We start from the raw sequence: 19,784 nt of genomic DNA, 5'->3' as shown, positions 1-19,784 counted from the left end.
GGTACACCGGTGAACCTCCTGCGACCAGGCGACTTCTCCCGCGTCGGAGACCGGTGTCCACCACGTCGGCGCTCGGCGAGCCAACGTTACGGCGGTCGAGGTGCTCGACCAAGGCCGGACCGAGGAGGCTTTTCATGAGCGGCACGCTGCTCACCGCGGTGTTCGCGACCGTGATCGTTCTGAACGGGGCGAGGGGAGTTCCCGCCGCGGCGACCAGGTTCGTCCGGGCGCTGATCCCGCTGGTGCGCGTCGTGCGGGCGTTGCGCACGGAGATCCGCGGCGACACCACGCACGCGTTCACCGGGACCGCGCTCGGGGTAAACGAGGCCGTGGACGACGAACGCGGGGGAGAACGATGAGTCGCGGAACGGCGTGGTCGGCCGGTGTGGCGGTGCTCGCTCTGGTCCTGCTGGGGGTGTTGCTGCCCAGCCTGCGAGCGGGCGGGTTCGCCGTCAGCGTCCCGACGCTGGTCACCGTGGCGGTGGCGGCCGTCATCGCCGGCACCGTGCTGAGCCTCGGCACGCGCAGGCGGTAGCAGGACCTCGCGAACCGCTCAGCCGGTCGGCACGAGCGAGTGCGCGTCGGCGTTCGGCAGGGTGAAGCGGATGGTCGTGCCGGTGGTGACGGTGGTGTCGAGCCAGATGCTGCCGCCGTGGTGCTCGACGATCTTGCGGCACATGGCCAGGCCGATGCCGGTCCCCGGATACCTGTCCTTCGTGTGCAGGCGCTGGAAGATGACGAAGATCCTCTCGGCGTACTGCTCCTCGACGCCGATGCCGTTGTCCCGCACGGAGAACACCCACATGCCGGCGTCGCCGCGCTCCGCGTCGATCCGCACGTGCGGAGGTTCGGCGCCGCGGAACTTCACCGCGTTGCCGATCAGGTTCTGGAACACCCCGACGAGGAGCCTGGCTTCCCCGCGCACCTCAGGCAGGTCGCCGACCTCGACCTCGGCGCCGGACTCCTCCAGCGCCTGGGCCAGGTTGCGGCGTGCCTCGCCGACCAGGTCGCTCGCCGCGACGACGACCTGCTGGTCGCGCATGCGGCCGACGCGGCTGAACGCGAGCAGGTCGCTGATGAGCAGCTGCATGCGCTTCGCCCCGTCGACGGCGAAGTCGATGTACTGGACGGCGCGGTCGTCGAGCTGGTCGCGATAGCGCTTCTCCAGCAGCTGGCAGAAGCTCGCGACCTTGCGCAGCGGCTCCTGGAGGTCGTGGGAGGCGACGTAGGCGAACTGCTCCAGCTCGGCGTTGGAGCGGCGCAGCTCCTCCGTGGCGGCGTCCAGGGCGACGTTGCGTTCCTGCGCCTGGTCCAGCTCGTCGACGATGCGGGTCCGCATCCTCTCGACGTCGTGGCCCAGCGCGCGGAGCTCGACCGGCCCGCTGGAGGTCACCGTGTGCGCGAAGTCGCCGCCCGCCACCTGCCCGACCTCGCCGCGCAGCCGGGTCAGCGGCCGGACGACGTACACGAGCAGCGCCGCGACGCAGGCGAGCACGGCGATGAGCAACACCGCCATGGCGACCACGCACGTGATCGCCATGCTGCTCGCCGAGTTGTTCAACGCCGTGCGCGCGTTCGCGCGTTCAAGGGCTATTTCGGCCTGCAACGCCGAAAGGGCCGTGCGGACCTGGTCGAACCGCTGCTTGCCGCTAGCTTCGTCGGGAACCGGGGTTCCACCGCGCACGGCGGTGATGGTGGGGTCGGCGTACTCATCGCGCCAGGCCGTGAGTGCCGAGTCGAGGGTCGTCACAGCTTCGACGACCTTCGGAGTGCCCAGGATCTTGACCACGTCCACTGCGGCGGACTGCCGGCCGAGACCGTTCTCGTAGGGCTTGAGGAAGTCCGTGCTGCCGCTCAGCACGTAGCCGCGGATGCCGTTCTCCTGGTCGACGACGTCGGTGCCGAGCTGCTGCGCGCTGACCACGGCGGGACCGACCACGTCCAGCAGTCTCGACCGCGCCTGCGTCAGGCTGTCGATGGCCATCAGCACCGCCGCGGTGGACGCCAGGAGCACCACGACCAGGACGGTCGACACCAGCACCGACCACCGCTTCAACGACGGACCGTCAGCCTCGGCGCCGGAACCCTGACTCCCGTGCACTGGTCCTCCCGGAGTGCGGCGCGAAGGCGCCCTGCTCAACACACGATCAGCCGCGCAATCGTACGGTCGCCTCGACGACGACCGCGCCGGACCCGTCCACCCGCCCGCACCGTCCACAGAGGAACGTCCCGCTGGACCACTCGATCAGGCGGTTTGCCCGTCGCGCGGCGCGTCGGCGCGCTCGCGGTCACGGCTCGGCGGCAGTCTGGAAATCCAGGTCGACCGAAGAAGTGCGGAAGGAACGACGACTCGATGATCCGGATCCTGCACACCAAGGACCAGCAGGTGCGAGTGACGTGGGCGCTTCCCCGGCACGAGCCGCCAGGGCCCGTCAGCGTGGTCGGTGACTTCAACGGCTGGACGCCGGGAACGACCGCGCTGCGGGCTCGCTCCAACGGCAGTCGCACCGCCTCCGTCGTCGTGGCGCGGGGTACCACGCTGTGCTTCCGCTACCTCGGTCCGGACGGCCACTGGTTCGACGACGAGGACGCGGCGGACCGCGACCACCAGGGGTGCCTGATCACCGTGTGACGCCGGTTCCGCTGAGCACGTCGGCGGTCTGCTCCAGCACGGCGACGATCTCGTCGACGTGGAGCGGCACGACTCCCTCGCGGTCGGCGACGCCGTCGATCCGCGACCGCAGCCGGTACCGGACAGTGCCGTCCGGGTCCGACTCGGTGGCCAGGTCCTCGGTGGTGGGGCCCCACCGCGCGAAGTCCGGCGTCCGCCCCGCCCGGTAGCGGCCGGCGTCCAACCGCAGCGAGTGCACGAACTGCGGCACGTACGCCGTGTTGTCGAACGGCGTGGCGATGGCGCCGTCCAGCCACAGCGTGCAGGTGCGCAGCCGCGGCCCGTCCGGGTCGGCCGGGCCGATCTCGAACGCCAGGCGCGCCCGGTCGCCGATCACCAGGTCCATCGCGCACCACCGCGCCACGTCCGCGTCGAAGTCGACCGCCGCGGTCACGGCCGCCAGCGTCGCCGCGGTCGTCTCCTCGTCGAGCGCGACGGACTCCGGCAGATCGGTGAAGCCCAGCTGCTCCAGCGCGTCGCGCAGGTTCGGGTAGTCGGCATGCGCGCCGAAGTTGCGCAGCGCCGGTACGTGCAGCCGGTCCGGGCCGGGCAACCGGGTGCCGGCAAGGTGCACCCGCGCGGCCCTGAGGTGCGGTGCGCGGTGGTCGGCGGCGTCCAGTTCGACGGCGAAGCTCTCCCGGTCGCCCCAGGCCCCGGCGGTCCGCGCGGTGACCGCGCCGAGCAGCTCGTCCGCGACCGCCCGCCACTGGGCCGGTTCCTCGCCGGTGACGCGGCCGAACGCGCGGAGGTCCGCGATGTCGGTCTTCCTCCCGGCCAGCCGCAGCAGCCCGTTCGCGCTGTGGTGGCGCACCAGGGACTCCTCGTCGAGCATCCCGCGGTGCAACGCCGCCGCCGAGCGAGGTGTGACCGGCAGCGACGGCAGCGCCAGGGCCGCGTCGATCCGGTCACCCCAGTGCCCGAACCCCTCCAGCACCGCGGCGACCTCGGACACGGTCTCGTCGTCACCGGTCATCTCGCACAGCACCTGCGCGGTCCGGACCCGGAACTTGCCGTCGGCAGAAGGAAGGACGGCCCGCAGCACGGCGACCGCGTCGGACGTGGCCCGGCCGAGGCGGGCCAGCGCTCCCAGGGACTCCACCGCGACGTGGTCGTGCTCGGCGACGCCCAGCCGCACCATCCGCTCCACCCGTTCGGGCTCGCGCGCGTGCTCGGCGGTCAGCGCGCCGACGTCGGCGCCCTCGTGCCACACGAGGTACGGATCGCCGAACACCTCTCGCCGGAACTCGTGCCAAGGTTCGCCCACCCGCGTGAGGCTAGCGCTCACGATTGGGGGGCGATTGCGTCGGGTATGTACGATTTCGTGACCGACGTGACCTTCGCCTCCGGAGACCTCCTCGTCGAGGGCTACACAGCCGACTTCTCCGACGCGGACCAGCCGACCCTGTTGGACGCCAACGGTTCCGCCGTGACCACCTGGCGGGAGAACTACCCGTACTCCGAACAGATGCCGCGCCCGGAGTACGACCGGCTCAAGCGGCTGTTGCAGATCGAGCTGCTGAAGCTGCAGTACTGGGTGGCCGACACCGGGCAGCGGCTGGTGATCCTGTTCGAGGGCCGGGACGCCGCCGGCAAGGGCGGCACGATCAAGCGGTTCACCGAGCACCTCGACCCGCGTGGCGCGCGGACGGTCGCGCTCGGCAAGCCCAGTGAGCGGGAACGCGGCGAGTGGTACTTCCAGCGCTACGTCCGCGAGCTGCCGACGGCCGGCGAGATCGTGCTGTTCGACCGCTCCTGGTACAACCGCGCCGGCGTCGAGCACGTCATGGGCTACTGCACGGACGAGGAGTACGAGCTGTTCATGCGGCAGGCGCCGTTGTTCGAGCGGATGCTCGTCGACGACGGGGTGCTGCTGGTGAAGCTGTGGTTCTCGGTGTCGCGCGACGAACAGCGGACGAGGTTCGTCATCCGCCAGATCGACCCGGTGCGGCAGTGGAAGCTCAGCCCGAACGACATCAAGTCGCTCGACCGCTGGGACGACTACACGGAGTCCAAGGTGGCCATGCTGCGCGCCACGGACACCCGGACGGCGCCGTGGACCGTCGTCAAGAGCAACGACAAGAAGCGGGCGCGGATCGAGGCGATGCGCAGCGTGCTCGCCCGGTTCGACTACGCCGACAAGGACGTCGAGGCGGTCGGCACGCCGGACGTGCTCGTGGTCGGTGCCGCCGACACGCTCCTGGAGGAGGGGGAGGACGCCACCAGTCTGAGCCCCACCCCGATCGCGCCCGCGGCGGAACCGGGACCGGGCCTGCACCCGTGACGGAGGTTCTCAGGGCAGCGCCGCCCGGACGGGAGCCAGGTCGGCGCTGCCGCGGAACTCGCTGACGTAGTGCTGGACGTGCGCGGTGGCGAGGACCTGGCGGGCGCGCTTGCCGACGCCCTGCCGATCGTCACCACCCCTCGGGTCACGCCACCGCCGTCCCTTCCAGCTCGATCATCAGCTCCGGCAACGCCAGCCGGGTCACGCCCAGCATCGTCGTCGGAGGCGACACCCGCGCCTGGCCCAGCCGGGCGGCCAGCACGCCGTAGTGCTGGAACAGCACGTCGACGTCGGTGGTGTAGACGGTGAGGCGCACGAGGTCCGCGAACGTCATGCCCGCCTCGGCGAGCACCGCTTCCAGGTTGTCGAGGCTCAGGGACAGCTGCGCGGCCATGTCACCGGCGTGCTCTGGCTTGCCCTCGGCGTTCATCGAGGTCTGGCCGGCGCAGTACAGCGTGCGGGTCTGGCCGGTGACGACCTCGCCCTGGTGGTAGCCCAGCTGCGCCGACCACGGCCACGGGTTGACCGGCGTTCGTTCCACTGCCACAACGACTCCTTCTTCTTTGAGGACCGTCGTAGCCTCGCAACCAATACACGACGTCCTGTGTCATGTATTCCCGTAGGGTTTGCGGATGCGTGCCGACCGCCTGGTCTCGCTGGTCCTGCTGCTGCGGCGGCACGGACGGTTGTCGGCCACGGCGCTGGCCCGTGAGCTGGAGGTGTCCACGCGGACGGTCCTGCGGGACGTCGAGGCGTTGTCGGCGGCGGGTGTGCCGGTCTACGCCGAACGCGGGCGGCACGGCGGGTTCGCGTTGCTGCCGGGCTTCCAGACCGAGCTGACCGGGCTCAACCACGACGAGGCGCTCGCGTTGCTCGTCGCCGGGTCGCGGCGGGGTGCGCATGTGTTCGGGCTCGGGTCGGCGTTGGCGTCGGCGATGTTGAAGGTCGTGGACGCGCTGCCGGAGAGCTATCGGCGGACCGCGGCCGGTGCGGCCGAGCGGCTGCTCATCGACCCCGAGATCGACCTGCTGGCACGGCGTTCCGCCGAGGAGGAGCTGCCGGACGACGTGGTGGCCGAGGTGCGGCGCGCGGTGTTCGGCGGGCGGCGGCTGCGGATCCACTACGCGGCCAGGGACGCCGGACCGCGGTGGCGCACGGTCGACCCCATCGGGCTCGTGACCGTGCGGGAGCAGGGATATCTGCTGGCCACGCGCGAGGGCGAGGACCGGACGTACCGGCTGTCGCGGATCCTGGCGGCCGAGGAACTGGACGAACCGGCGCGCCGCCCCGAGCGCGTCGATCTGGACAAGGCCTGGCAGGAGCGGAGCACCCGGTTCCGCGCCGGGGGTGATCAGGTCGTCGTCCGGGTGCGGGTGCACCCGGCGCGGCGGGAGGAGCTGGCCGGGACGGCGGTGGCCGTGCTCGCCGAGGAGGACGACGTCGTGGAGGTCGCGTTCCAGGACGCCCGGCACGCCGAGTGGGCGGTGTGGCGGTTGTCGACCGGGGCCGAGGTGCTGGAGCCGCCGTGGTTGCGGGCCGCGCTGAGGGAACGGGCGCTGGCCATCGCCGCGCGCTACGAGGAGACCGGTGGACACTGACTTCAGGCGGTACCTGAACGCGCGCGTGCTGTCGGTCACCGGCGCCGTCGTGTCGGCGGTGGCGCTGCCGGTCCTCGTCTACCAGCTGACCGGGAGTGCGGGCTGGACGTCCGCCGTCACGGCCGCGGAAGCGTTGCCGTACCTGGTGTTCGGGCTGCTCGCGGGCGCGCTCGCGGACCGGGTGGACCGCCGCCGGCTCATGGTGGCGATGGACTTCACGGTCGCCGCCGTGCTGCTGAGCGTTCCGCTGGCGTGGCTCGCGGGGGCGCTGACGGCGCCGCACGTCGTGGCCGTGGCGTTCGCGACGCAGACGGCGTTCGTGTTCTTCGACGCGGCCAACTTCGGCGCGCTGCCGACGTTGGTGGGCAAGGAGAAGCTCGCCACCGCCTACTCGACCGTCTTCGGGCGCACGACCGTGGTGGAGCTCGTGGTGCCGGGCGTGACCGGGCTCGTCATCGCGGTCGTCGCACCGGCGAGCCTGCTCGTGGTGAACGCGCTGACGGCGGTCGGGTCGGCGTTGTTGTTGCGGTCCATCACCAGGAGCCTGTCGATCGCGCGGGCAGAAGGCGGCCGAAGCGACCTCGTCGCGGACGTGCGCGAGGGGCTGCGGTTCGTCTGGCGTGAACCGGTCATCCGGCTGCTGACCCTCGTCGGGGCCACCCACTCCGTCGTGGGCGGCGCGTGGATGGCGATGCTGGTGCCGTTCGCCGACCAGGTGCTCGGCGTGGCGCCGAAGGGGGACGCGCGGCTCGCCGTCCTGTTCTCCTGCTGGGGTGTGGGCGCGGTCATCGGGTCGCGGCTGCTGCCGAAGGTGACGGCGCGCTGGGGCAACGCGCGGGTGTCGCTGGTCGCGTTGCCCGTCTCGCTGTTCGTCGGGGTGCTCGTGCTGGCCAGCGGGCATTGGCTGGTCCTCTGCGTGACCGCGACCTGCTGGGGTGTCGCGGGCGCGGTCGTCGTGATCAACGCGATCACCTACCGGCAGCAGGTGTGTCCCGACGAGCTGCAGTCGCGGGTCAACACGACGGCGCGGATGATCGCCTGGGGCCTCGGCCACCCGCTCGGCGCGGGACTCGCGGGCATCGCGTCGGTCGCGGCAGGCGACCCGCGAGCCGGGCTGGGCGCCGGGCTCGCGGTGTTCCTCGTCGGCGTGGTGTGGGCCTGGGCGTCGCCCGTCCTGCGACGCGCCGCGTGATCAGAAGTAGCGCAGCCACACGTACCCCCAGGCCATCGCGGTGCTCACCAGCGTCACGACGATGCCGTAGCGGGTGAACTGCCAGAACGTGATCCGGTGCCCGGCTCGGGCCGCGATGCCGAGCGCCACGACGTTCGCGCTCGCCGCGACCGCGGTGCCGTTGCCGCCGAAGTCCGCACCCAGCGCGAACGCCCACCACAACGACTGGCCTGTAGCGGCGTCCGGGATCTCGGCGACCATGCCCTCGACCACCGGCGCCATCGTTGCGACGTAAGGGATGTTGTCGAAGAACGCGCCGAGCACGCTGGAGCCGAACAGCAACGCCGAGGCGGCCGCGAAGTGGTTGTCGCCGAACGCGGAGATCGCCCACGTGCCGATGGTCTCGATGACGCCCGTGTGCACGAGGCCCGCCACCATGATGAACAGGCCCATGAAGAACGTGAGCGTCGGCCACTCGACCTCGGCCAGCACGTCGTTCACGTCGGCGCGCGTCACCAGCAGCATCACGCCCGCGCCGACCAGCGCGACGACCGCCGGGTCGAGGTGCAGCACCGAGTGCAGGCCGAACCCGAGCACCACGCCGGTGAACACGATCAGGCACCGCCGCAGCATCGCGGGGTCCGTGATCGCCCGCCGTTCCTGCAACGCCATGATCGACTCGACGTGCTCGGCGTTGTACTGGAACGACTTGCGGAACAACACCTTCGTCAGCAGCACGAACACGACGAACACGACCGTGACGACCGGTGCCATGTGCACGAGGAAGTCCATGAAGGACAGTCCGGCCCGGCTGCCGATGATGATGTTCGGCGGGTCGCCGATCAACGTGGCCGCGCCGCCGATGTTGGACGCGAGCACCTCGGCGATCAGGTACGGCTGCGCGGCGATCCGCAGCCGGTTGCACACCACGATCGTGACCGGCGCGACCAGCATGATCGTGGTGACGTTGTCGAGGAACGGCGACGCGATCGCCGTGATGATCATCAGCATCACCATCAGCCGGTACGGCCGGCCGCGCGCCCGTTTGGCGGCCCAGATGGCGAGGTAGTCGAACACGCCGGTCTGCTTGACGATCCCGACGATGATCATCATGCCGAACAGCAGGAAGATGACGTTCCAGTCGATGCCCGCGTGTTCGGAGTAGAACACCTCGGAGCCCGGGACCAGGCCGAACACGGCCATCAGCCCGGCGGCCACGAGCACGACCTTGACCTTGTTCGCCTTCTCCGTGGCGATGAAGAAGAACGCGACGAGGAAGATCGTCAGGGCGAGTGCGGCGCTCACGGATCTCCCAACCCGATGCGTGTCACCGCCGGCGCGAGTTCAGCGCGCCGGCGGTGACGGGGGACAGGTGGTCAGGTGGGGGTTCAGTCCTCGCCGCTGTAGACGGCGAGCGAGGTGATGAGCCGGTCGAGGGTGATCGCGCCGACGAGCGTTCCCGCCTCGTCGACCACGGCCACCAGCGGACTGTGCTGGCGCGCCATCAGGGCGGCGACCTCCAGCAACGTGGCGTCGGCCCGCACGGTCGCGGGTTTGGCGCGCTGGTGCGGCGCCACGTCACCGACGGTGCGGTCGGTCAGCTCCAGCCAGAACAGGTCGGCGCTGCTCTCGTCGACGACCCGGCACAGCGCCGGATCCTCCTGAAAGGACTGCGGCACCGCGAGCCGCAGCACCTGCGTGCCCGGCAGCACGGTCCACGGCCGTGCGTGGTCGTCCACCACGATCAGTCCCGGCAACCGGTTGACCGCCATGACCCGCACCGCCTTGGTGACCGGGTCGTCGGCCGTCACGGTCGGGACGTTGATGGCGATGTCGCGTGCCTGCATGGCATCAGCCCGTTCGAGGTGTCCGGCGAGTCCCGCTGTGGACATGGCGCCTCCCGTCTCCAGCCAGGTGTCGGTGGAAGTCTGTGCGGGACGGCGTTCCGGAACCATCGGGTGCAACACCCATTTCGGACGTTCCGGGCATGTAGAGGTCAGCGGCGGTGGTCGAGGCCGACGAAGCCGGCGACGAGGAGACCCGCGGCGAGGACCACCGCGTGGGGTGCGGCGATGCCGGCGACGAGCAGGGCGAGGGCCACGCCCAGGAAGACCCAGGGCAGGGGGCGGCGGGTGCGGTGATCGGCAGGACGGTCGGTGCGCTGGGGTGGGATCGTGGTGTGCGGCAGGAGTTTCGCCTTCCGGTGAGCGGGACGCCTCGACGTGAGGCCCTGGCACCTCCTACGATCTCCCGTTCGCGCACTCGTGGGCGATCCGTCCGGTTGCCCAACTTCTGTCCGTCCGAGGGGTCGGCGCGGGGCGAATTTGGGTGCTGCCACGGATGTACGCGGGCGGGGGTGAGTCGTCAGCCTCGCAGGCGTGCTGGCCAGTGAACACGACGCGATGGCGCGCGCCTCGGCGCCGGAGCGGACCTATCGCCCGGAACTGCAGGGTCTGCGTGCTGTCGCCGCACTCCTCGTCGTGGTCTACCACGTGTGGCTCGGCCGGGTCTCCGGCGGAGTGGACGTCTTCTTCCTGATCTCCGGGTTCCTGGTGACCGGGCAGCTCGTGCGGGCGACGCGACGTGGGCGGCTCGACCTGCCGGCCGTGTGGAGCAGGATGGCGAAGCGGTTGCTGCCGGCCGCGTTCGTGGTGCTCGGGGTGACGCTGGCCGTCGCGGCGTGGTGGTGGCCGGAGAACCGGTGGGCGCAGACGGTGCGGGAGATCGTCGCGTCGGCGTTGTTCCTGGAGAACTGGCAGCTGACGGCGGACTCCACCGACTACTACGCCCAGCACGCACAGGCGAGCGTGGTGCAGCACTTCTGGTCGTTGTCGATCCAGGGGCAGTTCTACCTGGTGTGGCCGTTGCTGGTGCTGGTGGTGACGCTGCTCCGGCGCGAGCTCTCCCGGGTGTTGTCGGTGGTTTTCGCGCTGTCGTTCGGTTTCTCGGTGTGGCTCACGGCGGTCGACCAGCCGCTGGCGTACTTCCACACGGCGACGCGGATCTGGGAGTTCGCGTTCGGCGGCCTGCTGGCGATCGTCATCTCCCGCGTCGAACTCTCGGGTCCACTGAGGACGGTGCTCGGGTGGGCGGGCCTGCTGGGGCTCGTGGTGTGCGGGATGGTGCTGGACGTCGGCGCGGGCTTCCCCGGCTACCTGGCGTTGTGGCCGACGGCCTGCGCCGCCGCCGTGATCGTCGCCGGTGCGACGGGCAACCGGTTCGGTGCGGACCGGCTGCTGGCGAGCGAACCGTTGCGGTACCTGGGAGATCTCAGCTACGCGCTCTACCTGTGGCACTGGCCGGTGCTGGTGGGCTGGCTCGTGCTGGGCGGCCGCACCGAGGTCGGGCTCGTGGACGGCGTGGCGATCATCGGCGCGTCCCTGGTGCTCGCGGCGGCCACGCACCACTTCGTCGAGGAACCCGTGCGCAGGTCGAAGGTGCGTGCGCGGGCGATCACGGCCGCGCTGCTGGTGGCGCTGCTGACAGCGGCTTGGATCGTCCAGCCCAGCGGGCCGAAGGAGGTCGCCGCGCAGGTCGCGGCCACGGACTTCGCCGCGCTCGACGGGCAGCACTGCGAGAAGCCGGACGAGGTGCTCGACGTCTGCTACGGGCCGGTGGAGGGCCCGCCCGCCAAACGGGTCGTGCTCGTCGGCGACTCGCACATCCAGCAGTACGTGGCGGCGTTCGCCCCGATCGCCGAACGCAGGAACTGGCAGCTGATCACCATGCTGAAGGGCGCCTGCCCGTTCTCCACGCGGTCGGAGAAGAACCCGGAAGACGTGTCGTGCGTGCGGTTCAACGACAGCGCGGCGGCCGAGATCGTCGCGCTGCGCCCCGACTTCGTCTTCACCCTCGCCAGCCGCAACGTCCAGGTCGGACTGACCGAGGTGACCCCGCCGGGTTTCGTCGAACGCTGGCGGCAGCTCGACGCCGAGCAGATCCCGGTGATCGCGGTGCGGGACAACCCGAGGTACAGCTTCTCGGTCCTCGACTGCGTGCAGGTGCACGGCCCCGTCGACCGGTGCGGCGCGCCCAGGGCGGACCTGCTGTCACCCGTGCCGCCGTACGCCGCGCTCGACGTGCCGGCCAACGTCTCGTTCGTGGACTTCAGCGACCAGCTGTGCACCGAACGGCAGTGCCCACCGGTGATCGGCGACCTGCTGGTCAACTTCGACGACAACCACGTGAGCGCCACCTACATGCGCTCGATGTCGGACGCCGTCGAGGCCGCGCTGGACGCGGTCACCGGCGCGTAGAACCGGGAAAGTCCCGGTTGTTGTGAAGAGGTCATGAAGATCGCGGACAGGACGATTCGGTCGCCCTAGCTTCTGGGGCCATGTACAGAAAACGAAGCGCGGCACTGTCCGCCGCGCTCCTCGTGTCGCTCACCGCGGCCACGCCCGCGTCGGCGTCGGACCCCGCCGTGCCGCAGGCCGCGGGCACACCCGGCACGGTCACGCTGATCACCGGTGACCAGGTCGACGTCACGGGCGACCAGGTGGCGAACGTGCGGATGGCCAAGGGCCGCGAGCAGCTGCGCGCGTGGCGCTACCGCCTCGACGGCCACGACCACGTCGTGCCGCAGGACGCCGTCGCCGACCTCCGGGCGGGCAGGCTCGACGCCAGGTTGTTCGACGTCACCGGTCTCGTTCAGCAGGGCTACGACGACCGCAACGAGCCCAGCGTGCCGACGATCGTCACCGGCACCGCGGCGCTGACCTCGGCCTTGAACGCCGTCGACATCCCGAAGACCGAGGCCGCCGCCAGGTGGCGCGACCGCGGGGCCGCCCGTCTGGCCGCGCCGGAGAAGATCTGGCTGAACGGCCGGGTGCGCGCGTCACTCGACGAAAGCGTGAAGCAGATCGGCGCGCCCGCCGCGTGGCAGGCCGGGTTCCGCGGCGACGGCGTCAAGGTCGCCGTGCTGGACTCCGGCTACGACCAGGCGCACCCCGACCTGAAGTCCGTTGTGGACGGTTCCGCCGACTTCACCGGCGAGGGCGTGCAGGACGTCGACGGCCACGGCACGCACGTGGCCAGCACCATCGCGGGCAGCGGTGCGGCCTCGCAGGGCCGCTACCAGGGCGTCGCGCCGGGTGCGAAGCTGTTGGTGGGCAAGGTGCTCGGCGTGTACGGCGGCCGGGAGTCCTGGATCGTCGACGGCATGCGCTGGGCCGTCGAGCAGGGCGCCGACGTCGTCAACATGAGCCTCGGCGGCGGTGTCGGCGACGGTCTCGACCTGATGTCGCAGACCCTGAACGAGCTGTCCGCGTCGAGCGGCACGCTGTTCGTCGTGGCCGCGGGCAACAACGGCGTGCGCGAGTCCGTCGGCTCGCCCGGTGCCGCCGACCGCGCGCTGACCGTGGCGAACGTCTCCAAGAAGGACCAGCTCAACGCCACCTCCAGCCAGGGCCCTCGGCGCGGCGACTTCGGCCTGAAGCCCGAGATCGCGGCACCCGGCACGGACATCGTGGCCGCCCGCGCCGCCGGCACGTGGGACGAGTACGCGGTGGGCGCGCACTACGCGCAGGTCTCCGGCACCTCGATGTCGTCGCCGCACGTCGCCGGTGCCGCCGCGATCGTGGCGCAGCAGCACCCGGACTGGACCGGCGACCAGATCAAGAACGCGCTGATCGGGTCGTCGAAGCGGCTGCCAGGAATCTCCACGCTCGCGCAGGGCGCGGGCAGGCTCGACGTCGCCCGTGCGGTCGCCCAGCGGGTGCGGGCCGAGGGCGTGGCCGGGTTCGGTGCCACCTACGGGTCCGCCGAGACCAAGCGGGAGATCAGGTACGTCAACTCGGGCACCACGCCGGTCACGTTGGCGCTGGAGCTGGACACCAACAACAACGCGCTCTTCACGGTGCCCAAGTCCGTGGTCGTCCCTGCCGGCGGGACGACGGTGGTCGACCTGGTCGCGCGCCCCGGTGCCCAGCCGCCCGGCGAGGTCAGCGGGGCGTTGCTCGCGCGGGCCGGTGACGTGGTGCTGACGACGCCGGTGACCGGCCAGTTCAACACCGAGCGCCAGACGCTGACGGTCGAGGTCCCGACGAGGTCGGGCACGCCGTTCCAGACCCTGGTGATCGTGCAGAACGAGCGCACGGGCGTGGGCTACCAGGCGTTCACCGACACGGAGACCGTGAGCCTCAGCGTGCCGCGCGGGACGTACCGGGTGCTGGGCTACATCGGCGACCTGGTGGGCGGCGACACGATGTTCGTGCAGCGCGCGGACGTCGCGAAGGACACCACGGTCGCGGTGGACACCAGGTCGGGCAGGCCCGTCACCGTCGGCGTGGACGACCCCGACGCGCGGGCGCAGCTCGGCGGCGGGTTCGGGCTGGTCTCCGACCCCGACGAGGGCGGACCGCTGGAGGCGGCGGCCATCGTGCGCGGCGGCGGCGTGCCGAGGGAAGGCGCCCGGCTCCACAGCGTTGCCGCACCGGCGATGCGCGGCCTGTCGCTGACGAACCTGAGCTACTTCAACCACCCGTGGGCGTTGACGACGCTCGCCGGCGCCGGCGGGTTCGAGATCGGCGAGACGTACTTCCCGTGGGCGCGCGACTTCTCCGGCACGTACACCGGCAGGCTCGTCGCGGTCGGCGAGGCGGACAAGGCCTCGATCGACGCGGCCGGTGACGTCTCCGGTGCCGTCGCGGTGATCGCGCCGAAGAACTGGGACGACCCGGTGTTCCCGCCGGACGGCCAGGTGGCCGCGGGCATCGAGCTGCTCGAGGCACGCGGGGCGCGGGCGGTGCTCTCGTACTTCACCGCCACGGGCCCGGACGGCCGCGGCGTGGAACCCGCGCTGCCGCTGGGCCTCGTCTTCAACTCCGCCGAGCTGCGGAAGGTCCAGGAGCTGATGGCGCAGCGGACCGTCGAGGCCACGATGACCGTGCGTCCCGACAGCCCGGTGTCGTACTTCCTCGCCGAGGAACTGAAGGGCCTGCCCGCCGGACACGCGTTCCAGTACGCGAAGTCCCGTCTCGGCCGGTTCGAACGCACGCTGGTGGACACCATGCCCGCCGACACCTACCGGTTCGGCAGCGCGTCGTGGTCGCTCGGCGGTATGCGTGCCGGCGCGGACGTCGAGTCGAAGTGGCCGCAGCGCCGCACCGACTACGTGAGCCCCGGCGCCGGGGTGACGCTGTTCGACTCGGGGTCGTTCCTGGACAACGGCGACCTGGGCTACCTCGAGATCACGTCGCCGGTGCCGTTGCGCGCGGGCGAGAAGCGGACGTCCCGGGTGTTCTCGGCGCCGTTCGGGCCGGAGCTCACCACCCAGCCGGTGTCGCGCGAGGACGGCAGGCCGATCCCGTGGGCGTACCGCAAGGGCGACCGGATCAGCCTGATGGTGCCGATGTTCGCCGACAGCGACCCCGGCACGATGAGCTCCTACAACCCGTCCAACACCGGCACGACCGTGTTGTCCGGGAACGGCAGGGAGATCGCCCGCGGTGACCGTCCGGCGCTCGGGTCGTACGACGTGCCGGCCGGCCCTGGCTGGCTGACGCTCACCGCCGAGGCCTCGCGGGCCACGGGCAACATGACGCCCGCCCTGTCCACGAAGGTGCGGTCGGAGTGGAGGTTCCACACGCGGTCCGGCACCGACGAGCGGACGCCGTTGCCGTTGCTGGACATCCGGTACGCGCTGGAGCTCGACGACCACAACACCGCGCAAGGTGCGGTGCGGGGCACGGTGTCCGTCGCGCACCAACCGGGTGTCGCTCCGGCCAAGGCGCGGTCTCTCGAGGTCGAGGTGTCGTTCGACGACGGTGTCTCGTGGCAGCGGGTCAGGGTGAACGGCCACGGGAGGCTGGAGATCCCGGCCGGGCCGGCGGGCTTCGCGTCGTTGCGGGCCAAGGCGGTCGACCTGCTGGGCAACTCGGTGACGGAGACGATCACCAGGGCCTACGCGGTGAAGTAGGGAACCGGGGTGCCCCGCTCGGGGGCGGGGCACCCCACCGGCAACCTCGGCGCCGTCAGGCGAGGTGGTGCACCTCCTGCAGGCCGTAGACCGGCGTCGGGAGGCCCTCGAAGCGCGCCTTCAGCTGCAACGCCAGGAAGAGCGAGTAGTAGCGCGACTGGTGCAGGTTGCCGCCGTGGAACCACAGGCCGGGCTGCTGGGTGGGCTTCCACATGTTGCGCTGCTCGCCCTCCCACGGGCCGGGGTCCTTGGTGGTGCCGGAGCCGAGGCCCCAGCACTTGCCGACGCGGTCGGCCATCTCCTGGCCCGCGAGGTCGGCGACCCAGCCGTTCATCGAGCCGTAGCCGGTGGCGTAGACGACGAGGTCGGCCTCCAGTTCGGTGCCGTCGGCGAGCACCACGGTGTTCTCGGTGAGCCGGTCGACCTGGCCGCGGACCAGCTTGATCTTGCCGTCGGCCACGAGTTCCGAGGCACCCACGTCGATGTAGTAGCCGGAGCCGCGCCTCAGGTACTTCAGGAAGAGGCCGGAGTCGTCGTCGCCCCAGTCGAGGTCGAAGCCCGCTTTCTCAAGGCGTGCGTAGAAGTCCGCGTCGCGTTCCTTGATCTGCTGGTACACCGGGATCTGGAACTGCGGCAGGATCCGGTACGGCAGGGAGGCGAAGATCGTGTCGGCGCGGTCGGTCGTGACGCCGGCGGCCACGGCGCGTTCGGAGTAGAGGTCGCCGAGGGCGATGTCCATCAACGAGTCCGAGCGCACGATGTGCGTCGAGGAGCGCTGCACCATCGTGACATCGGCGCCGTGTTCCCAGAGGGCCGCGCAGATGTCGTGGGCGGAGTTGTTGGAGCCGATGACGACGGCCTTGCGTCCCGCGTAGGCCTCCGGGCCGGGGTGCTGGGACGAGTGGTGCTGGTCGCCCTCGAAGAGTTCCGCGCCGGCGAACCTCGGGACGTTCGCCTTGCCGGACATGCCCGTCGCGAACACGAGCTGTTTCGGGTGCAGCGTCACGGTCTCGCCGTCGCGGTCGACCACGACCGTCCACTGTGCACCGTCGAACGTCGCTTCCTCGACCTCCGAACGGGTCCAGTAGGGGACCTCCATCACGCGGGTGTACATCTCCAGCCAGTCCGCGATCTTGTCCTTCGGCGCGAACACCGGCCAGTTGTCCGGGAACTGGAGGTACGGCAGGTGGTCGTACCAGACGGGGTCGTGCAGGCAAAGGCTCTTGTACCGCTTGCGCCACGAGTCGCCCGCCCGGTCGTTGCGCTCCAGCACCAGCGCGGGCACGCCGAGCTGCCGCAGCCGTGCGCCCAGCGCGATGCCGCCCTGCCCGCCGCCGATGACCACGACGTACGGCTGCTGCTCGTACCCGAGTTCCCGGGTCTCGCGCTCGCGTTCCTCGGCCCACGACCTGCGGTCCTCGATCACGCCGTGCCGCACGCCCTTGGGCCTGGTGTCCTTCTTGCGCTCCTCGAACCCCTTCAGCTCGTACAGGCTCGTCAGCAACGTCCACGCGCCCTCGTCGTTGAGCCGCAGGTGTCCGCGGCACCGCCCGGCCGCCGTCTCGAACTCGAGCCACGCCTCGACGACGCCGTCCGCCTCCGTCGGCGTCTCCGTGGTGCGGAACCTCTCCGGGGCCGTGCCGTCGAGGCACGCGCTGAGCAGGTCCGCGACGCCCTCGCGGCCCTCGACGGTCTTGATGTTCCAGGTGAAGGCGACCAGGTCGCGCCAGTAGCTGTCGGTGGAGAACAGCCCGGCGGCGGCGTCGACGTCCCGTGCTTTGAGGGCGGCCTCGAACTGTTCCAGCCAGGCGTTCACCCGAGCTTGCGCCGTGCGTTCCGCGGTCTGCGTCATCGGCCACTCCTCGTCGCTCGTCCTGCCCCGATTCACCTCCTCACCGCGCTCGCGCGAAACCGTTGCACCGGATTGCACGCCTGGGTCATGCTCGACCGGTGAGCGTGCCCAGGGCAGTGCCGCCCGGTCAGCACCTGCCCACGTATGCCCGCGAACTCGTGCGCATGCACGACGCGGTCATCGCGGGCAGCCGCTCCGCCCTGCGCCCGCGAGCCCTGGTGTCCCGCTCCTGGAACCGCGTGCTGGACCTGGGCCTGCGCGCCGACGGCGTCAACACCCGCGACTGGCTCGGCGAAGCCGAGATCGCGCGCCGCCAGGAGGAGTCGCCGTTGCGCGAGGTCGTCCCGGACCTGCGTGCGGTGGTCGGCGGGCTGGCCGACGCCTCGCAACTGCTGCTGGTCGTCACCGACCACGAGGGCGTCATCCTGTGGCGCTCCGGCACCCCGGCCGTCCGCCGCCGGGCCGACACCCTGGGGTTCTTCGAGGGCGCGGACTGGACCGAGAGCCGCGTGGGCACCAACGCCATCGGCACCGCGCTGGCCGAGGCCGCGCCGGTCGAACTCCTGGCGGGCGAGCACTTCGAGCAGGGCCAGCACCCCTGGTACTGCACGGCTACCCCGGTCCACGACCCGCGCACCGGCGCGTTGCTCGGGGTGATCGACGTGAGCGGCCCCGCGTTGACCCTGCACCCGGCCATCGGCGCGTTGGTGGAGACCGGGCGCATGCTCGCCGAGTCACGGCTGTGGCGCTACCACCGGGAACGTCTCGAACGGCTGCGCTCGGCCGTGCTGCTGACCGGGCCGTCGCTCGTCGTGGACGACCACGGCTGGGTCGCGGCCTCGCACGGAGTCGCGGTGGGCGAGCGCATCGCCGCTCCGATGGCCGGGCAACCCCTCGCGGTGCCCGGCCTCGGAGCCTGCACCCCGGAACGCCTGGCCAGTGGGTGGGTCATCCGGCCGTGCTCCGCGGATCGGTCCCTGCTGCTCGAACTCGACCTGACCCGCACCCCGCAGGTGCGGCTGTCCGGCGGTGACGCGGAATGGCGCCGCACCGTCACGCGCCGGCACGCGGAGATCCTCGTGCTGCTGCACCGGGCCGGCCGGGCGGGTCTGTCCGCCGAGGCGTTGAGCAACGCGCTGTACGGCGACGCCGAGCACGTCGTCACGGTGCGGGCGGAGGTGTCCCGGCTGCGACGGCTGCTCGGCGCGTTGGTGGAGACGCGGCCCTACCGGTTGTCGAGCGACGTGCGGATGTCCGTGGTCGAGCAGTAGGTCGGGTCGCGGCGCCCCGCGCTCGGTTGACGCCGCGACCCGTGCTCGGTGAGCTAGGACGAGTGCGGGCAGGTGTCGCGGTACTCCTCGATCAACGTGCTGCGGCCCGGTGCCGGGCAGAGGAACTGCTCGTAGCGGGTGTCGTTGTCGATGAACCTCTTGAGCCACGAGATGCTGTACTTCGCGATCGTCGTGTTGGGTGAGTTCGGGGCGAAGTGCGAGGCGTTGTTCAGCTCCAGGTACGCCTTGTCCAAAGTGGACGGCAGGGAGTTGTAGAACGGCTCGGAGTGCGAGGAGACCGGGGCGACCGAGTCGCTCTCGGCGCCGACCACCAGGGTCGGGACGCGGACCGACGACCAGTTCTTGGTGGTGTGCCAGCCCGTCAACGGGATCGCCGCCTGCAGGGCCGGGCGCTGGCTGGCCGCTCGGAGCGTGCCGCCGCCGCCCATCGAGTGGCCCATCACGCCGAGGCGGGACGAGTCGATGCGGGTGCGGACGGTGCTCTGCTGGGTCAGGTAGTCGAGGGCCGCCAGCAGCTGGGAGGCGCGGCTGTCGGGCTGGTCGTAGATCGTGTTGGTGTCGATGGTGAAGACGACGAAGCCCTGTGAGGCGAGGCGCGGGCCCAGCCACGAGATGCTGGACTGGGTGCCGGTGTAGCCGGGGGAGATGGCGACCGCGCCGAACGTGCCGGCCGAGGTGCTGGTCGGGTAGTAGATCGTGCCGCCGCCGAAGCCGCTCACCAGGGAGGACACCGAGGTCTCCGAGACGGCGAACGAGCCGCGGGAGGCTTCGATGCTCGAGTTGGTGGGGGCGGGGCCTCGTTCGTACGGGTTGGCCGCGGCCTGGGCGAGCGTGCCGCCGCCCAGGAGGACCAGGGACAGCGCGACGGGGAGCAGAGTGCGGAGTTGCACGGCGTTGTACACCTCATTCGGCAGGGGAACGGGGGAACGGTCTCGACCCTGCAACCCCGGACGAGCGGTGCGCATCGGTGCAACCACCGGTCTCGGTGAACAGCTTCGATG

The 19,784-nt window shown here is 71.1% G+C and carries 16 protein-coding genes; 9 read left to right on the top strand and 7 right to left on the bottom strand.

Going from position 1 to position 19,784, the window contains the following annotated elements; translation table 11 throughout:
• Positions 1-134 precede the first annotated feature (134 nt).
• Complete coding sequence (locus ACQEU1_RS06380) at positions 135-359, top strand: hypothetical protein (RefSeq protein ID WP_433197211.1); 225 nt, start codon at positions 135-137, stop codon at positions 357-359.
• A complete protein-coding gene (locus ACQEU1_RS06375) occupies positions 356-535 on the top strand; it encodes a hypothetical protein (protein ID WP_433197209.1) in 180 nt (59 codons plus the stop codon). The genes ACQEU1_RS06380 and ACQEU1_RS06375 overlap by 4 nt, the downstream gene beginning before the upstream one ends.
• Before the next feature lie 18 nt (positions 536-553).
• On the opposite strand, the gene ACQEU1_RS06370 is transcribed toward ACQEU1_RS06375, so the two are convergent.
• Positions 554-2,101 carry an ATP-binding protein gene (locus ACQEU1_RS06370; RefSeq protein ID WP_433197207.1) on the bottom strand — a complete coding sequence of 516 codons (1,548 nt, stop codon included), beginning with the start codon at positions 2,099-2,101 and terminating at the stop codon, positions 554-556.
• Positions 2,102-2,353: 252 nt separating this feature from the next.
• Here ACQEU1_RS06370 and ACQEU1_RS06365 point away from each other — a divergent pair, with 252 nt between their 5' ends.
• Complete coding sequence (locus ACQEU1_RS06365; protein WP_433197205.1) at positions 2,354-2,632, top strand: isoamylase; 279 nt, start codon at positions 2,354-2,356, stop codon at positions 2,630-2,632.
• Here the strand turns inward: ACQEU1_RS06365 and ACQEU1_RS06360 are convergent.
• Positions 2,622-3,935, bottom strand: coding sequence for a hypothetical protein (locus ACQEU1_RS06360; RefSeq protein ID WP_433197203.1), 1,314 nt, complete (start codon positions 3,933-3,935; stop codon positions 2,622-2,624). The genes ACQEU1_RS06365 and ACQEU1_RS06360 overlap by 11 nt on opposite strands.
• 57 nt (positions 3,936-3,992) lie before the next feature.
• Here ACQEU1_RS06360 and ppk2 point away from each other — a divergent pair, with 57 nt between their 5' ends.
• Positions 3,993-4,952, top strand: a complete 960-nt coding sequence (gene ppk2, locus ACQEU1_RS06355) for a polyphosphate kinase 2 (RefSeq protein WP_433197201.1) — start codon at positions 3,993-3,995, stop codon at positions 4,950-4,952.
• Between the two features lie 145 nt (positions 4,953-5,097).
• Here the strand turns inward: ppk2 and ACQEU1_RS06350 are convergent, their stop codons facing one another.
• On the bottom strand, positions 5,098-5,493 hold the full coding sequence (locus ACQEU1_RS06350; protein ID WP_433211358.1) for a RidA family protein: 396 nt from the start codon (positions 5,491-5,493) through the stop codon (positions 5,098-5,100).
• A gap of 91 nt (positions 5,494-5,584) precedes the next feature.
• Between ACQEU1_RS06350 and ACQEU1_RS06345 the strand changes: the two genes are divergently transcribed.
• Both ACQEU1_RS06345 and ACQEU1_RS06340 read left to right on the top strand, forming a co-directional pair.
• On the top strand, positions 5,585-6,550 hold the full coding sequence (locus ACQEU1_RS06345; RefSeq protein ID WP_433197199.1) for a helix-turn-helix transcriptional regulator: 966 nt from the start codon (positions 5,585-5,587) through the stop codon (positions 6,548-6,550).
• Positions 6,540-7,742 (top strand): MFS transporter, encoded by a 1,203-nt coding sequence (locus tag ACQEU1_RS06340; RefSeq protein WP_433197197.1) that lies wholly within the window; start codon positions 6,540-6,542, stop codon positions 7,740-7,742. Before ACQEU1_RS06345 ends, ACQEU1_RS06340 begins: the two co-directional genes overlap by 11 nt.
• Here the strand turns inward: ACQEU1_RS06340 and ACQEU1_RS06335 are convergent, their stop codons facing one another.
• Positions 7,743-9,026: an SLC13 family permease gene (locus tag ACQEU1_RS06335; RefSeq protein ID WP_433197195.1), complete on the bottom strand. Its 1,284-nt coding sequence runs from the start codon at positions 9,024-9,026 to the stop codon at positions 7,743-7,745. It abuts the gene before it with no gap.
• An 83-nt stretch (positions 9,027-9,109) separates the two neighbouring features.
• Positions 9,110-9,613, bottom strand: coding sequence for a CBS domain-containing protein (locus ACQEU1_RS06330; RefSeq protein WP_433197193.1), 504 nt, complete (start codon positions 9,611-9,613; stop codon positions 9,110-9,112).
• Between the two features lie 510 nt (positions 9,614-10,123).
• On the opposite strand from ACQEU1_RS06330, the gene ACQEU1_RS06325 reads away from it, so the two are divergent.
• Together ACQEU1_RS06325 and ACQEU1_RS06320 are read left to right on the top strand one after the other, a co-directional pair.
• On the top strand, positions 10,124-11,977 hold the full coding sequence (locus tag ACQEU1_RS06325; protein WP_433211355.1) for an acyltransferase family protein: 1,854 nt from the start codon (positions 10,124-10,126) through the stop codon (positions 11,975-11,977).
• An 80-nt stretch (positions 11,978-12,057) separates the two neighbouring features.
• Positions 12,058-15,639 carry a S8 family peptidase gene (locus ACQEU1_RS06320; RefSeq protein ID WP_433197191.1) on the top strand — a complete coding sequence of 1,194 codons (3,582 nt, stop codon included), beginning with the start codon at positions 12,058-12,060 and terminating at the stop codon, positions 15,637-15,639.
• A 55-nt stretch (positions 15,640-15,694) separates the two neighbouring features.
• On the opposite strand, the gene ACQEU1_RS06315 is transcribed toward ACQEU1_RS06320, so the two are convergent.
• Positions 15,695-17,491: an NAD(P)-binding domain-containing protein gene (locus ACQEU1_RS06315; protein ID WP_433197189.1), complete on the bottom strand. Its 1,797-nt coding sequence runs from the start codon at positions 17,489-17,491 to the stop codon at positions 15,695-15,697.
• Positions 17,492-17,589: 98 nt separating this feature from the next.
• Here ACQEU1_RS06315 and ACQEU1_RS06310 point away from each other — a divergent pair, with 98 nt between their 5' ends.
• Complete coding sequence (locus ACQEU1_RS06310; RefSeq protein ID WP_433197187.1) at positions 17,590-18,762, top strand: transcriptional regulator; 1,173 nt, start codon at positions 17,590-17,592, stop codon at positions 18,760-18,762.
• Between the two features lie 53 nt (positions 18,763-18,815).
• Here the strand turns inward: ACQEU1_RS06310 and bdeA are convergent, their stop codons facing one another.
• A complete protein-coding gene (gene bdeA / locus ACQEU1_RS06305) occupies positions 18,816-19,658 on the bottom strand; it encodes a bis(hydroxyethyl) terephthalate hydrolase (RefSeq protein WP_433211352.1) in 843 nt (280 codons plus the stop codon).
• Positions 19,659-19,784 lie beyond the last annotated feature (126 nt).

The organism is Lentzea sp. CA-135723 (genome assembly GCF_050936595.1).
In the GTDB taxonomy this organism is placed as follows: Bacteria; Actinomycetota; Actinomycetes; order Mycobacteriales; family Pseudonocardiaceae; genus Lentzea.
The sequence above is the reverse complement of the archived record's forward strand: the minus strand, read 5'-3'. Positions and strand labels throughout refer to the sequence as shown.

Coding starts and splice junctions, on each gene's coding strand:
- ACQEU1_RS06380 (WP_433197211.1), top strand. CDS start 135: ATGAGCGGCACGCTGCTCACCGCGGTGTTCGCGACCGTGATCGTTCTG.
- ACQEU1_RS06375 (WP_433197209.1), top strand. CDS start 356: ATGAGTCGCGGAACGGCGTGGTCGGCCGGTGTGGCGGTGCTCGCTCTG.
- ACQEU1_RS06365 (WP_433197205.1), top strand. CDS start 2,354: ATGATCCGGATCCTGCACACCAAGGACCAGCAGGTGCGAGTGACGTGG.
- ACQEU1_RS06345 (WP_433197199.1), top strand. CDS start 5,585: ATGCGTGCCGACCGCCTGGTCTCGCTGGTCCTGCTGCTGCGGCGGCAC.
- ACQEU1_RS06330 (WP_433197193.1), bottom strand. CDS start 9,613: ATGTCCACAGCGGGACTCGCCGGACACCTCGAACGGGCTGATGCCATG.
- ACQEU1_RS06325 (WP_433211355.1), top strand. CDS start 10,124: ATGGCGCGCGCCTCGGCGCCGGAGCGGACCTATCGCCCGGAACTGCAG.
- ACQEU1_RS06320 (WP_433197191.1), top strand. CDS start 12,058: ATGTACAGAAAACGAAGCGCGGCACTGTCCGCCGCGCTCCTCGTGTCG.
- ACQEU1_RS06315 (WP_433197189.1), bottom strand. CDS start 17,491: ATGACGCAGACCGCGGAACGCACGGCGCAAGCTCGGGTGAACGCCTGG.